This window comes from Pseudonocardia sp. T1-2H (assembly GCF_038039215.1).
In the GTDB taxonomy this organism is placed as follows: Bacteria; Actinomycetota; Actinomycetes; order Mycobacteriales; family Pseudonocardiaceae; genus Pseudonocardia.
On the sequence record NZ_JBBPCL010000001.1, the window covers coordinates 3771520 to 3784579 of the forward strand.

Here is a 13060-nt window from a genome sequence, read left to right on the forward strand (position 1 = left end):
GGGCGGTCACCTCACCACGATCACGAACAGGGCCAGCGCGGCCAGGGCGGCGACGCCGATCGAGAGCTGGGCGAGGTACTGGTGCAGTTGGCCGGTCTGGGGTCGGCGCGCCCACCGGCCCAGGGTCCGGGCACCGGCCGCGACCGCACCGACGGCGCCGTCGACGGCGGGCTCGCCGCGCCGGTCCAGCAGTCCCGCGAGCCGGACGACGGCGCGCGCGGAGCCGTCGACGGCCCGGTCGAGCACGTCGGCGTCGAAGCGGGCGAGGGCCGACGCCAGGGCCACGGTGGGCCGGGCGACCAGCGTCCGGGCGAGACTCTCGAGGCCGAGCCAGCTCGCGAGGAGCCCGGATCCCCGACCGGCGCGGGCCGGCCCGGAAGGTTCCCGCCCGGCCCCCCGGCGCCGGGACAGCACCGCCCACGTCGCGGCCGCGGCGACGACGGCGAGCACCGCCGAGGCGGCGAGCTCGACGGCGCCGGGTCCCGGTCCGCCGAGCAGCGCACCGACCCCGGTCAGCGCCGCGGGTACGGCGAGCAGCACGAGGGGCGCGGCCATGAGCCCGGCGACCCGGCCCGCGGGCTCCTGCTCGTGCACCGGCTCGCCCGGCTCCGCGGGCTGCCACACGAACCACAACGCCTTCACGCTGTACACCGCCGCCACGACCGCGCCGGCCAGCCCCACGACGTACAACGCCGCCGAGCGCTCCAGCACCGCGGCGAGCACGGCGTCCTTCCCGACCCACAGCGACAGCGGCGGGATTCCCGCCAGCGACAGGGCGCCGGTCGTGAACGTCGCCCCGACCAGCGGGAACCGGCGGGCCGCGCCCCGCAGCCCGTCGAGCTGCCTGGTACCCAGGGCGACCAGCCACGCCCCGGCCGCGAGGAACAGCAGGCTCTTCGTGGCCGCGTGGGCGACGAGTTGCAGTGCACCCTGCGGGACCCCGCCGACGCCGGCAGCGAGCACCGTGTACCCGATCTGCGCGCAGGTCGACGCGGCCAGCAGCTGCTTCAGGTCGGACTGCGCGACGGCGACGAGCCCGAGCAGCACCGCCGTCGCGGCCCCGACCCAGGCGACCAGCGGGCCGGCCCACCCGGTCACGTCGAGCAGCGGCGCGACCCGCAGCAGCAGGTAGGCCCCGGCGGCGACCATCGTCGCGGAGTGCAGCAGCGCGGAGACCGGGCTCGGCCCCCGCATCGCGCCGGAGAGCCAGAAGCTGAACGGCAGCTGCGCGGACTTGCCCAGCGCCGCCACGACGACCCCGGCGGCGGCCACGTGCAGCCACGCTCCCCTGAGGGCCGGAAGCCCGGCCAGGGCCAGGGTGCTCACGCCGCCCGCCAGCGCCGCGCCCGCCGCCAGGTAGAGGCCCAGGTCTGCGGCCCGCGTCGTGAGGAAGGCGGTCCGGGCCGCGCCGACGGCCGCGAGGTCGCGGTGGTGATACGCAATCAGCGCCCAGCTCGTGGCGCCCATGACCTCCCAGGCCATGAGCAGCGGCGCGAGGGTGGTCGCGGTGACCGTCACCAGCATCGCCCCGGCGAAGACCAGGATCGTTCCGACGAACCGCGGGCGCCGCAGCTCCGCCTCCCCCGCCGCGAACACCAGCACCGCGAGCAGCACCACTGCCACCGTCACGACGAGCACCGACGACAGCCCGTCGACCGCCAGGCCCGCCGGGATCCCGGCCAGCAGCGGGGCGCTCGCGGCCGGCCGCAGGACGGCGGCCGCGACGGCGAGGCCCAGCACGCCGGAACCGAGGAGGACGCCGGCGGGCGCGGCGAACCGGCCGGACCACGCCCCGAACCCGGCGAGCACCAGCAGCGCCCCGCCCACGAGTGGGACCCCGATGAGCCACCACAGCAGCACGGGTCAGCCCTTCAGGTCCGCGGCGGCGTCGGTCGTGTCGACCTGGCGGGCGCGGTAGATCGCGGTGGCGACGGCGAAGCCGACGGCCATCTCGATCGCCATCGCGGTGACCACGACGACGATCAGCACGGGGCCGTCGGTCCCGTCCGGAGCGACGAAGAACCAGAGGGCGGCCGCCGCGAGGACGACACCGTTGAGCATCAGCTCCAGCCCCATCATCAGCATCACGATCGACTGCTGGGACAGCGCGCCGTAGAGGCCGATCGCGAACAGGCCGGCCGCGGCGAGCAGGAACAGCTGCAGCGTCATCCCGGCCCACCTCCGCCGGGGTCGTCGGCGCGGCGGCGGTCGAGATCGTCGCCGAACCGGTCGTACCGGCCCCGCGCCGTGGCCAGCACGACGGTGCCGACGATCGTGGCGAACAAGGTGACCCCGAGGGTCATCATCGTGAGCATCTGCCTGCCCATGAGTGCCTCGCCGAGCGCGAAGGTCTGGTCCGGCGCGGGTGAGCCGCGGCGGGTGGGCCAGTCCGTCAGCAGGACGCCCGCGGCCAGCACGCCGAAGGTGCCGACCGCGATCGCCATCGACCCGGACTTGTTGTGGTACATGGTCATCGGCATCAGTCCGGCCGGGTTCATCATGTACATGACCATGAACACGGCCATGATCACCATCTCGATGACCATCATCAGGACGATCACCACGCCCAGGTAGCCCAGGCCCAGGAGCAGCACCAGCCCGGCGACGGCGAGGAAGGACACGAGCAACGCGAAGGTCACCTGCGCCATCGAGTTCAGCCGGAACACGGCGAACCCCGCGACCACGGCGCCGACCGCCAGGATCCAGAAGAGCACGGTCATCCGGCACCTCCCCCGTTCAGGACGAGCAGCGCGACGGCGAGCGCCTGCACGATCGTCAGTGGCACCAGGACGATCCACGCGAACTCGGTGAACCGATCGGCGCGGATCGTCGGGAACCGCCTGCGCACGAGCAGGACGAGCGCCAGGAGGACCGCCGTCTTCACCGCCACCCACAGCCAGGCGGGCAGCCACGGACCGGCACCGCCGCCGAGGAACAGCGGCACCGCCAGGGCCACCGCGACCACCAGCAGCAGCCACCGGCCACCGGCGAACACCAGCCGGTCGACACCGGACAGTTCGGCGGCCGCGCCGCCCGCCACGTCGCGGCCGACCGGGGCATCGAACGGACCCAGAAGGCCATCGCCGTGGCGGAGATCAGGTACACGACGAAGGCCACCGGCATGATCACCACGAACCAGAGACCCCGCTGGGCGGCGACGATGTCGGTCAGCCGCAGGCTCTCCGCGCCGAGAGCCGCGGTGATGATCGCGAACATGTGCGGGAGCTCGTAGGCGAGGCCCTGGGCGACGAACCGGTAGCCGCCGACCAGCCCGAGCGCGCTGTTCGGGCCCCAGCCGACCATCCAGACGGCCGCCCAGGCCAGCACCTCCATGGCGTTGAACCAGACGACGCCGACGGACAGGTCGGTCACCGGTCGGGTCCCGAGCGGCAGCACCACCCCGGCCAGGACCGCGGCGACGGGCAGGACCGCGCCGCCTGCCCGCCACAGCACGGAGTCCGCGGCGACGGTCCGCCGCCGCTGCCCGAGGAGCAGCCGCCCCGCCTCCCGTACCGGCAGGAGGGCGTCGGCCCGGGCGCCACGGGCCCGGGCCGTGAGTCCCGCGTCGGCCGCGACCAGGGCCGCGGCCACCGCGACGAGCAGGAACGGCAGGAGGACGACCCACCAGAGCGGCAGCGCGGCCGGCGCGGGCATCGGCTCAGGCATGCCGTGCCCCCCGTTCGGCGGCCACGAGGTCGGTGTCCGGGTCCACGACGGCGACGACGAGGCGCGCGGCCGCGAACTCGGCCCCGACGACCGCGCGGGCCAGCGCGGCGAGGTCGGGCGGCCGCGGCGGGCCGGGTTGCGGCGACGGGATCCCGTCGACCGCGGCGTCGAGGGCGGCGAGCCGGTCGGCCAGCCGGGCCGCGACGTCACGCTCGCCCGCCGGGATCCCGCGGACGAGCCACCGCAGCGTCCGCGACCGGCGGACCCGGTCGGTGAGCGCGTGCACCTGTCCGCGCACCGCGGCCGGTTCGGCGCCGGCGAGCAGTTCGTCCCGGAGCCTGCGGGCCCGCGCCGCCGGATCGGCCCAGCCGGCGACGCCGAGGAACCGCGCGAGGGCGTCGAGATGTCCGCCGGCGAGGTGCCGCGGGTCCTCGTCCCGCCAGAACGATCGCCCGCTTCCGGGGGCGAGGACCTCCGCCTCGGCCTCCTGGATCACGTCGCCCTGGAGCGCGACGCGCAGGACGAGCCCCGCCGGCCAGTCCGGCAGGACCGGCCCGAGGGCGACGTGCAGGCGGTCGAGCATCAGCCCGTCGCGGTCCTCGCCGAGGTCGGCCATGCGGAGGCCCCCGGGCATCTCCATGTCCCCGTGCTCGTGTCCCCCGTGGTCCGGCCCGCCGTGCTCGTGCCCCCCGGAGTTCCCGGGCGCGCTCGCGCCTTCGTCGTGGGCTTCGGTGCACTCCTCGGGCGGGTGGCCGACGGGCCCGCCGGGAGCCCGGTCGGCGAGCCGGGAGGCCGCCGCGTCGAGCGTCCCGGACACGTGAGCAACGGCTTCGACGACCACCCGCACCCGCGGCTCGGGCATCTGCGCCCAGACCCGGTCGACGACCGCTGCCATCGCCGGAGCGGGCGGCCCCGCCACGACGAGCACGTCGGCGTCCGCCGGGGAGACCGCGGCGGCCCAACCCCGTCGGCCGAGCTCGGCCTCCACCGCCAGCCGAGCCTCGGTGGCGCCGGGCAGCGCGACCAGCAGGACGTGGGGCCGGGCGGACGCGAGGCGGAGGAGCAGCCGTCTCAGGTCCATCGCAGCGCGCCCTCCCGCCAGGCGTAGACGACGCCGGCCAGCAGGATCCCGAGGAACAGGAACATCTCGACCACCGCCGAGGGCCCGATCCGCGACACGACCAGTGTCCACGGATACATGAAGATCATCTCCATGTCGAAGGCCAGGAAGACCATCGTCACCGGGTACCACCGGACGTGGAACCGGGAGAACGCGTGCTCGGTCGGCGCGAGGCCGCCGCTGAAGGGCAGGACCTCCAGCGCGGTCCGCCGCACCGTCAGCAGGCGCGCCGCCCCGTAGAGCAGCAGGATGGCGGCGACGACGACGCCGAGCGCCACGAGCACGGGTACGAACTCGTCCATCCGCACGCCTCTTCCACTTCGGCGGCACCACAACCCCCTGGGGGTATCGTGCCCCGTCCTCGCACCCGTTGTCCATGCGGATGGGCAGAACCCCAGCTCATCAGGTGAGAGCGGGACGCGATCTCCCGCTTCGACCGCCGCCTGATCTGCGAACCGGTTGCGTACGGTACCCCCCTACCGTATGTTGGGCGCTGTCCGGACGAGTCGGAGGAGCCCATGAACGGATACACGGAGGACAAGGCCGCGTACCTGCGGCGGATGCGCCGCATCGAGGGGCAGGTCCGCGGGATCACCCGGATGATCGAGGACGACAAGTACTGCATCGACGTCCTCACCCAGATCTCCGCGGTGAACAAGGCCCTCGAGGCGGTCGCCCTGGGCCTGCTCGACGAGCACCTCAAGCACTGCGTGACCGAGGCGGTCGCCGAGGGCGGCGACGTCGCAGACCGGAAGGTCGCCGAGGCGAGCGCCGCGATCGCCCGCCTCGTCAGGTCCTGATCCCGGGGCGCGGCCCCGTCGGATCGCCACCCCCCGGCCCAGCCGGCGAGGGCCCCGGATCCGCTTCGTCGCCGAGGTGCCCTCGACCAGTGGGTACCGGCTGTTCCTGGACTTCCGGCACGGCGGCGCCGTCCACACCGCCGAGTTCACCGTCCCCACCCGCCCCGGCGGCACCGAGGCCGCGGACGGCCACACCCACGAGGGAGGCGCGCGATGACCACCACGTCGCAGACCCGCGCGAAGGATCTGGTTCGCGAGGTCGAGCTGTCCATCGGCGGCATGACCTGCGCGTCCTGCGCCAACCGGGTCGAGCGGAAGCTCAACAAGCTCGACGGTGTCGTCGCGACCGTCAACTACGCCACCGAGCAGGCCAGGGTCGACGCCCCCGCCGGGATCGACCCCGCGGACCTCGTCGCCGCCGTCGAGGCCGCCGGCTACACCGCCCGGCTCCCCCGCCCGGCCGATGAGAACGGCCCGGACGACACGGGTGACCGAGAAGCCGGGCCGGACGACCCGCTGCGCACCCGGCTGATCGTCTCCGCGGTCCTGTCGGTGCCGGTGATCGCGATGGCGATGGCGCCCGCACTGCAGTTCACCTACTGGCAGTGGGTCTCGCTGGTCCTCGCCGCACCGGTGGTCGTCTGGGGCGCCCTGCCCTTCCATCGCGCGGCGTGGACGAACCTGCGGCACGGCGCGGCGACCATGGACACCCTCGTTTCGATGGGGACCCTGGCGGCGTTCGCGTGGTCGCTCTACGCCCTGCTGCTCGGCGCGGCCGGCGTCCCGGGCATGACGCACCCCTTCGAGCTGACCGTCGCCCGGAGCGACGGAGCCGGGAACATCTACCTCGAGGTCGCCGCCGGCGTCACCACGTTCATCCTGGCCGGACGGTGGTTCGAGGTTCGGTCGAAGCGCCGGGCCGGCGCCGCGCTGCGGGCGCTGTTGGAAGCTGGGGCGAAGGACGTGGCGGTCCTGCGGACCCGGGACGGCGTGGACCACGAGGAACGGGTCCCCGTCGACCGGCTGGCCGTGGGCGACCGGTTCGTCGTCCGCCCCGGCGAGAAGATCGCCACCGACGGCGTCGTGGTCGACGGCAGCTCCGCGGTCGACGCCTCGATGCTCACCGGGGAGTCCGTCCCGGTCGAGGTGGGTGCCGGCGACACCGTCGTCGGCGGCACGGTCGACGTCGGCGGCCGGCTCACGGTACGGGCCACCCGCGTCGGCTCGGACACCCAGCTCGCCCGGATGGCGACGCTGGTCGAGGACGCGCAGACCGGGAAGGCGCAGGTCCAGCGTCTCGCCGACCGGATCTCGGGGATCTTCGTCCCGATCGTCATCGCGCTCGCGCTGCTCACGCTCGGCTTCTGGCTCGGCACCGGGGCCGGCGCCGCGGCGGCCTTCACCGCCGCCGTGGCCGTGCTCATCGTCGCGTGCCCCTGCGCGCTCGGGCTGGCCACGCCCACCGCGCTGCTGGTCGGCACGGGGCGCGGTGCCCAGATGGGCGTGCTGATCAAGGGCCCGGAGGTGCTCGAGTCCACCCGCCGCGTCGACACCGTCGTCCTGGACAAGACCGGCACCGTGACCACCGGCCGGATGACGCTCCAGGAGGTCGTCACCGCCGACGGGGTCGACCGGGCCGAGACCCTGCGCCTCACCGGGGCGGTGGAGGCGGCGTCGGAGCACCCGATCGCCGCGGCTATCGCGAGCGGGGCCGTCGACGAGGTGGGCCGGCTGCCCGAGGTGGGTGACTTCAGGAACCTCGAGGGGCTCGGGGTCCAGGGCGTGGTCGACGGGCACGCCGTGCTGGTCGGGCGGCCCTCCCTGCTCGACCGGGGGAGCCAGGGCCTGCCCGCCGACCTCGCCGAGGCCGCCCGCGTCGCGACGGAGCAGGGCCGCACCGCGGTCGCCGTCGCCTGGGACGGCGAGGCGAAGGCCGTCCTCACGGTCGCCGACGCCGTGAAGGAGACCTCGGCCGAGGCGATCGCCCAGCTGCGCGGACTCGGGCTGACCCCCGTCCTGCTCACCGGGGACAACCGGGCCGTCGCCGAGCGCGTCGCCCGGGAGGTCGGGATCGACGTCGGGCCGGCCACGGTCATCGCGGACGTCCTGCCCGCCGACAAGCTCGGCGTCGTCGAGGACCTGCAACGGCGCGGGAGGGTCGTGGCCATGATCGGCGACGGCGTCAACGACGCCGCCGCCCTGGCCCGGGCGGACCTCGGCATGGCGATGGGCACGGGGACCGACGTCGCCATCGAGGCCGCCGACATCACGCTCGTCCGGGGAGACCTGCGCGCCGCGGCCGACGCCCTCCGGCTCGCGCGCCGCACCCTGCGCACCGTCAAGGGCAACCTGTTCTGGGCCTTCGCGTACAACGTCGCCGCGCTGCCGCTCGCCGCCGCGGGCCTGCTGAACCCCATGCTCGCCGGGGCGGCGATGGCGTTCAGCTCGGTGTTCGTGGTGGGCAACAGCCTGCGGCTACGTCGCTTCCGGAGCCGGGCCTCGTGAGGCTCCTCGCCGGCTCGTCGCGTGCACGCCGCCGGTTTCGGCGAGCTTCACAGGGGAGCCGGTGCGGGGAGGACGTCTTCGGCCCGGGTTCGGGCTTCGACCTCAGCTCGGATCGGCCGCGCGGCGGCGTTCGAGGAAGACGGTGTCGCGCCAAACCCCGCGGTGGCGTCCGATGCGTTCGCGGACACCGAGGGTGCGGTAGCCGGCGGACTGGTGCAGCGCGATCGATGCCCGGTTCTCGGGGAAGATCGCGGTCTGCAGGGTCCAGAGCCCGCCCTCGTCCGCGGCGGTGACCTGCTTGTGCAGCAACGCCTTGCCGACGCCCCTGCCGCGGTGCCCCTCGCCGACGTAGACCGAGGTCTCGGCGACGCCCGCGTAGACCGGGCGGGCGGACGTCGCGGTGAGGGCCGTCCACCCGGCCACATCGCCGTCGACCTCGGCGACCCAGCGGTGGCCGGGCAGCCACCTGCGGTCGAGCTCGCCGCGGTCCGGGACCTCGGTCTCGAAGGTCGCGTCGCCGGTGGCGATGCCCTCGGCGTAGATCCGCCGCACCGCCGGCCAGTCCTCTGGCGCGAGGGCGCGGACGGTGACGTCGGCGGGTACGTCCGCAGGGCAGCAGGGGCGTGGGCCGAGCATGCCCATGACGGCGTCGGCCGCGTGGGGCAGCCCCGTGCAACAGGCCGGGTTGACGGACACAAGCGTGGCGGTCCCCTCCCTCCGCAGCGTCACGAAGCCGACGTCGGCCAGTTTCCGCAGGTGGTGCGAGCAGGTGGACTGGCTGATCCCGAGCTCTGCGGTCAGCTCGCCCACGGTCGTCGCGCGCCCGGCGACGGCGACCGCGTGCAGGAGCCGGACGCGGGTGGGCTCGGCGAGGCAGGCGAACCACTCGGCGTAGGTCGCGGCGTCCCCCGGGCCCAGCTGGGCCGGTGGCGGGGCGGACACGTCGGTCAGCGGGATCGGGCGGACGGACGGGCTCGCGCTCATGCGGCCGAGTATCGACCCGGGCCGATGATTGCGTCAATCGATCGACGTCGATACAGTCCGCGCAAGAATCGATCTGCATCGATGGAAACTGGTCGTGGAGGTTCTGATGGGGACGAGTGGACTTCCGGTCGTGGTCGTCGGTGCCGGGCCCGTGGGCCTGGCGGCGGCGGCGCACCTCACCGGACGGGGACTGGACGCGCTGGTCCTCGAGGCCGGGGCGCGGGCCGGCGCGCACGTGCGGGAGTGGCACGCCGTGCGGTTGTTCTCCCGGTGGGCCGAGGTGGTCGATCCGGCGGCGGAGAAGCTGCTCGCCCTGACCGGCTGGCGACACCCCGACCCGGACTCCTACCCGACCGGGCAGGAGTGGGCCGAGCGCTACCTGCAGCCCCTCGCCGACGCGCTGGACGGACGGGTTCGCTACGGCGCCCGGGTGGTCGGCGTCGCCCGACAGGGCCGGGACCGCGTCGTCGACGCCGGGCGGGACACCGAGCCCCTGACGGTGCACGTCGAGACGGCGACGGGCGAGGAGCGGATCGCCGCCCGCGCCGTGGTCGACGCCTCCGGGACCTGGGCCTCGCCCAACCCGCTCGGCGCGGACGGGCTGCCCGCGATCGGGGAGAAGGCCGCGCGGGACCGCATCGCCTATCGGGTGCCCGATCTGGCCGAACCCGCCACGCGTGCCCGCTACGCCGGGAAGCGTGTCGCCGTCGCCGGGAGCGGCCACTCGGCCCTGACCGCGCTGGTCGCGTTCGCGGGCCTGGCCCGGGAGGCGCCCGGGACGCACGTGGACTGGCTGGTGCGGCGCGGCCGGGTGGGCGACACGTTCGGGGGCGGCGACGCCGACCAGCTCCCGGCCCGCGGGGCACTCGGCACGCGGGCCGCAGCCGCCGTCGAGGCCGGACGCATCAGCACGGTGACCGGCTTCCGCACGGCCGTCGTCGAGCCCGTCGGGGAACGGCTCGCGCTCGAGTCCCTGGACGGGCGCCGGCTCCGGCCCGTCGACGAGGTGGTCGTGCTGACCGGGTTCCGCCCGGACCTGTCCTGGCTCTCGGAGGTGCGCCTGGACCTGGATCCGACGTTGCAGGCCGCTCGCGAGCTCGCGCCGCTGATCGACCCGAACGTCCACTCGTGCGGCACTGCTCACCCGCACGGCGCGCGCGAGCTGGCGCAGCCGGAGCCGGGGGTGTTCCTGGTCGGGATGAAGAGCTACGGCCGGGCACCGACCTTCCTGGCGATGACCGGCTACGAGCAGGTCCGCTCGGTCGCCGCCGCGATCGACGGCGACCAGGAGGCCGCGGAGCGGGTCGAGCTGGTGCTGCCCGAGACCGGCGTGTGCGGCGGTGCGGGAGTGTTCGACGACCCGGACCCGTCTGCCGAGGGCGGATGCTGCGGAGCCCCGGCCGAGCCGGTCGGGATCTCGCTCGGGAGCCGGCCGGCGGGACACCGACACCCGCGGGGCCCGCTTGCGCCCCTGCATCGATGAGCGTCAACATAGACGTGTGTCGATTCCGCTGCCGCTGCTGATCTCCTCCGCGGCGACCCATCAGGCCCTCAGCGCCGACGAGGCCGTCGAGCTGGCGGCGGCGTTCAAGGCTCTCGGCGACCCGGTCCGGCTGCGCCTGCTCTCGCTGATCGCCGCCCACGAAGGCGGCGAGGCGTGCGTGTGCGACCTGACCGGCGCGTTCGAACTGTCCCAGCCCACGATCTCGCACCACCTCAAGGTGCTGCGCGACGCCGGCCTGGTCCGCAGCGAGCGACGGGCGACCTGGGTCTACTACCGGGTCCGGCCCGAGGTCATCGGCCTGCTCGCCACCGTGCTGGTCCCCGGCGACGCGCCGCTCCGCAGCACCTGCCCACCCGACGGAAGTGACCTGCCCGCATGAGTGCCCTCCCCACGACCGACGCCGACGCCCCGGTCGCGAAGCGCCTGTCCACCCTCGATCGCTTCCTGCCGGTCTGGATCATCGCCGCGATGGTCGTCGGGCTGCTCGCCGGGCGGCTGATCCCCGGCCTCGGCGGCGCGCTCGACGCCATCGCAGTCGACGGAGTGTCGCTCCCGATCGCGCTCGGCCTGCTGATCATGATGTACCCGGTGCTGGCGAAGGTCCGCTACGACCGCCTCGGCACCGTCACCGGCGACCGCCGCCTGCTGATCAGCTCACTCGTCCTGAACTGGGTCTTCGGCCCGCTGCTCATGTTCGCCCTGGCCTGGCTGCTGCTGCCGGCCCTGCCCGAGTACCGCACCGGGCTGATCATCGTCGGTCTCGCCCGCTGCATCGCCATGGTCGTCATCTGGAACGACCTCGCCTGCGGCGACCGCGAGGCCGCCGCCGTGCTCGTCGCGATCAACTCGGTGTTCCAGGTGATCGCGTTCGCCGCCCTGGGCTGGTTCTACCTGTCCGTGCTGCCCGGCCGGCTCGGGCTCCCGCAGGCCGACCTCGACGTGTCTCCTTGGCAGATCGCCGGGTCCGTACTGATCTTCCTGGGTGTCCCGCTCGTCGCCGGCTACCTCACCCGACACTTCGGGGAGAAGGCCAAGGGCCGCGCCTGGTACGAGGAGAAGCTCATCCCGCGCGTCGGGCCGTTCGCCCTCTACGGACTGCTGTTCACGATCGTCGTCCTGTTCGCGCTGCAGGGCGACGCCATCACCTCCCGGCCCCTGGACGTCGCCCGCATCGCCCTCCCGCTGCTGGCCTACTTCGCGATCATGTGGTTCGGCTCGCTCGCCCTGGCCAAGGCGATCGGCCTGGGCTACGAGCGGTCCGCGACGCTGGCGTTCACCGCCGCGGGCAACAACTTCGAGCTCGCCATCGCCGTCGCGATCGCCACCTTCGGCGTCACCTCCGGGCAGGCCCTCGCCGGGGTCGTCGGCCCGCTGATCGAGGTCCCGGTCCTCGTCGCGCTGGTCTACGTCTCCCTCGCCGCCCGGCGCCGCTGGACGTCGAGCCCGGGCCGGCCCGATCTCGAGGAGCTTCTCGTGAAGAACATCCCCGAGGTGCTGTTCGTCTGTGTGCACAACGCCGGACGCTCCCAGATGGCCGCCGCTCTGCTCCACCACCACGCCCGGGGTTCGGTCGCCGTCCGCTCCGCCGGCTCCGCACCCGCCGACACCGTCAACCCCGCCGTCCGCGAGGTCATGGCCGAGATCGGGCTCGACCTGTCCCAGGAGTTCCCCAAGCCGCTGACCGAAGATGCCGTCCGCGCGGCCGACGTCGTGATCACCATGGGCTGCGGCGACGCCTGCCCCGTCTACCCCGGCAAGCGCTACCTCGACTGGGAGCTCACCGACCCCGCCGGCAGGACCGCCGCCGAGATCCGGCCCATCCGTGACGACATCGAGACCCGCGTGAAGGCGCTCATCGCCGAGCTGACCGGGCCCGCGAACGGGTGACGGCCTCGCCTCGGGCCGCGTCTCCCCCGCTCTACGGGCCGACCTGCAGCTCTGCCGCGGCTACGACGGGGACGTCTGGAGCGTGGCCGGTCATCAGACCGCCCGTCCGGAGCCATGGCTCCCGTGAGGCGATGAATCGAAGACGGCCCGTCACGAGGAACGGCGAGCTCGAAGTGCTCACGACCCGCCAAGCCTGACAGCTACCGCCGGGGCTGTCGATCGGCCGGTAGCCGGTTCGAGCAGGGCGGTCCCGCCGCCGTCCTCAGCCCGGCTCGCCGCGGGACTTGCGGTACAGCACCCAGCCCAGGTCCACGAGGGCGATCACCGCGACCACGGCGAGGACCACCGCGAGCCACAGGACGCCCACCCGCCAGGCGAGCACGGCTCCGACGGCGCACACGACCAGGCCGAACGCCGCCAGCAGCGCCCGCAGCGTCAGGGCGCTGCGGGCGGGCGCGGCGCCACCGAGGCCCGCCGTCAGGTCGTGGTAGTCCGGCAGGCCCTTCTCGTAGTCCTCGCGGGACCGGCGTCCCCGGTCGTCCGGCACGGCGTCCTCCTGCTCGCTCGGCTCCCCCGAGGACTACCCGTCGAGGG

At 74.4% G+C, this 13060-nt stretch carries 14 protein-coding genes and 2 pseudogenes; 7 read left to right on the top strand and 9 right to left on the bottom strand.

Translation table 11 applies throughout. The features are described 5' to 3' along the window. Positions 1-6: 6 nt before the first annotated feature. The 7 genes and pseudogenes from WBK50_RS18595 to WBK50_RS18625 all read right to left on the bottom strand — a co-directional run bounded on the left by WBK50_RS18595 (position 7) and on the right by WBK50_RS18625 (position 5088). Positions 7-1860, bottom strand: a complete 1854-nt coding sequence (locus tag WBK50_RS18595) for an NADH-quinone oxidoreductase subunit 5 family protein (protein ID WP_341336828.1) — start codon at positions 1858-1860, stop codon at positions 7-9. A 3-nt stretch (positions 1861-1863) separates the two neighbouring features. Continuing rightward, complete coding sequence (locus tag WBK50_RS18600) at positions 1864-2169, bottom strand: NADH-quinone oxidoreductase subunit NuoK (protein WP_341336829.1); 306 nt, start codon at positions 2167-2169, stop codon at positions 1864-1866. After that, positions 2166-2720, bottom strand: a complete 555-nt coding sequence (locus tag WBK50_RS18605) for an NADH-quinone oxidoreductase subunit J (RefSeq protein ID WP_341336830.1) — start codon at positions 2718-2720, stop codon at positions 2166-2168. The genes WBK50_RS18600 and WBK50_RS18605 overlap by 4 nt, the downstream gene beginning before the upstream one ends. Beyond that, positions 2717-3040 carry an NADH-quinone oxidoreductase subunit H gene (locus WBK50_RS18610; protein WP_341336831.1) on the bottom strand — a complete coding sequence of 108 codons (324 nt, stop codon included), beginning with the start codon at positions 3038-3040 and terminating at the stop codon, positions 2717-2719. The genes WBK50_RS18605 and WBK50_RS18610 overlap by 4 nt, the downstream gene beginning before the upstream one ends. Positions 3041-3138: 98 nt before the next feature. Beyond that, a pseudogene (locus tag WBK50_RS18615) lies at positions 3139-3666 on the bottom strand (NADH-quinone oxidoreductase subunit H); the annotation flags it as partial. Beyond that, positions 3659-4747: a hypothetical protein gene (locus tag WBK50_RS18620; protein WP_341336832.1), complete on the bottom strand. Its 1089-nt coding sequence runs from the start codon at positions 4745-4747 to the stop codon at positions 3659-3661. The gene WBK50_RS18620 and the pseudogene WBK50_RS18615, both read right to left, overlap by 8 nt. Continuing rightward, entirely contained in the window at positions 4738-5088 is a 351-nt protein-coding gene (locus tag WBK50_RS18625; RefSeq protein WP_341336833.1) for an NADH-quinone oxidoreductase subunit A, read from the bottom strand. The genes WBK50_RS18620 and WBK50_RS18625 overlap by 10 nt, the downstream gene beginning before the upstream one ends. Before the next feature lie 216 nt (positions 5089-5304). Here WBK50_RS18625 and WBK50_RS18630 point away from each other — a divergent pair, with 216 nt between their 5' ends. The 3 genes from WBK50_RS18630 (at position 5305) to WBK50_RS18640 (ending at position 8091) form a co-directional block, all read left to right on the top strand. Continuing rightward, on the top strand, positions 5305-5586 hold the full coding sequence (locus tag WBK50_RS18630) for a metal-sensitive transcriptional regulator (RefSeq protein WP_297497398.1): 282 nt from the start codon (positions 5305-5307) through the stop codon (positions 5584-5586). A 76-nt stretch (positions 5587-5662) separates the two neighbouring features. Continuing rightward, a complete protein-coding gene (locus WBK50_RS18635) occupies positions 5663-5803 on the top strand; it encodes a hypothetical protein (protein ID WP_341336834.1) in 141 nt (46 codons plus the stop codon). After that, entirely contained in the window at positions 5800-8091 is a 2292-nt protein-coding gene (locus WBK50_RS18640; RefSeq protein WP_341336835.1) for a heavy metal translocating P-type ATPase, read from the top strand. The genes WBK50_RS18635 and WBK50_RS18640 overlap by 4 nt, the downstream gene beginning before the upstream one ends. A 102-nt stretch (positions 8092-8193) precedes the next feature. Here the strand turns inward: WBK50_RS18640 and WBK50_RS18645 are convergent, their stop codons facing one another. Then, positions 8194-9075 (bottom strand): helix-turn-helix domain-containing GNAT family N-acetyltransferase, encoded by an 882-nt coding sequence (locus WBK50_RS18645; RefSeq protein ID WP_341336836.1) that lies wholly within the window; start codon positions 9073-9075, stop codon positions 8194-8196. A 106-nt stretch (positions 9076-9181) separates the two neighbouring features. On the opposite strand from WBK50_RS18645, the gene WBK50_RS18650 reads away from it, so the two are divergent. From WBK50_RS18650 to WBK50_RS18665, 4 genes and pseudogenes are all read left to right on the top strand, one after another. Further along, on the top strand, positions 9182-10558 hold the full coding sequence (locus WBK50_RS18650) for an NAD(P)-binding domain-containing protein (RefSeq protein ID WP_341336837.1): 1377 nt from the start codon (positions 9182-9184) through the stop codon (positions 10556-10558). Positions 10559-10574: 16 nt separating this feature from the next. Then, positions 10575-10958, top strand: a complete 384-nt coding sequence (locus WBK50_RS18655; RefSeq protein ID WP_445942279.1) for an ArsR/SmtB family transcription factor — start codon at positions 10575-10577, stop codon at positions 10956-10958. Beyond that, a pseudogene (arsB, locus tag WBK50_RS18660) lies at positions 10955-12034 on the top strand (ACR3 family arsenite efflux transporter); the annotation flags it as partial. The gene WBK50_RS18655 and the pseudogene arsB, both read left to right, overlap by 4 nt. Positions 12035-12052: 18 nt before the next feature. Then, complete coding sequence (locus WBK50_RS18665) at positions 12053-12466, top strand: arsenate reductase ArsC (RefSeq protein ID WP_341339437.1); 414 nt, start codon at positions 12053-12055, stop codon at positions 12464-12466. A gap of 262 nt (positions 12467-12728) precedes the next feature. Here WBK50_RS18665 and WBK50_RS18670 read toward each other — a convergent pair whose 3' ends face one another. Then, complete coding sequence (locus WBK50_RS18670; protein ID WP_341336838.1) at positions 12729-13013, bottom strand: DUF6343 family protein; 285 nt, start codon at positions 13011-13013, stop codon at positions 12729-12731. Between the last annotated feature and the right edge of the window lie 47 nt (positions 13014-13060).

Excerpts from the sequence above, each read along its gene's own strand:
- WBK50_RS18600 (WP_341336829.1), bottom strand. The coding sequence starts at position 2,169 with ATGACGCTGCAGCTGTTCCTGCTCGCCGCGGCCGGCCTGTTCGCGATC.
- WBK50_RS18605 (WP_341336830.1), bottom strand. The coding sequence starts at position 2,720 with ATGACCGTGCTCTTCTGGATCCTGGCGGTCGGCGCCGTGGTCGCGGGG.
- WBK50_RS18620 (WP_341336832.1), bottom strand. The coding sequence starts at position 4,747 with ATGGACCTGAGACGGCTGCTCCTCCGCCTCGCGTCCGCCCGGCCCCAC.
- WBK50_RS18625 (WP_341336833.1), bottom strand. The coding sequence starts at position 5,088 with ATGGACGAGTTCGTACCCGTGCTCGTGGCGCTCGGCGTCGTCGTCGCC.
- WBK50_RS18630 (WP_297497398.1), top strand. The coding sequence starts at position 5,305 with ATGAACGGATACACGGAGGACAAGGCCGCGTACCTGCGGCGGATGCGC.
- WBK50_RS18640 (WP_341336835.1), top strand. The coding sequence starts at position 5,800 with ATGACCACCACGTCGCAGACCCGCGCGAAGGATCTGGTTCGCGAGGTC.
- WBK50_RS18645 (WP_341336836.1), bottom strand. The coding sequence starts at position 9,075 with ATGAGCGCGAGCCCGTCCGTCCGCCCGATCCCGCTGACCGACGTGTCC.
- WBK50_RS18650 (WP_341336837.1), top strand. The coding sequence starts at position 9,182 with ATGGGGACGAGTGGACTTCCGGTCGTGGTCGTCGGTGCCGGGCCCGTG.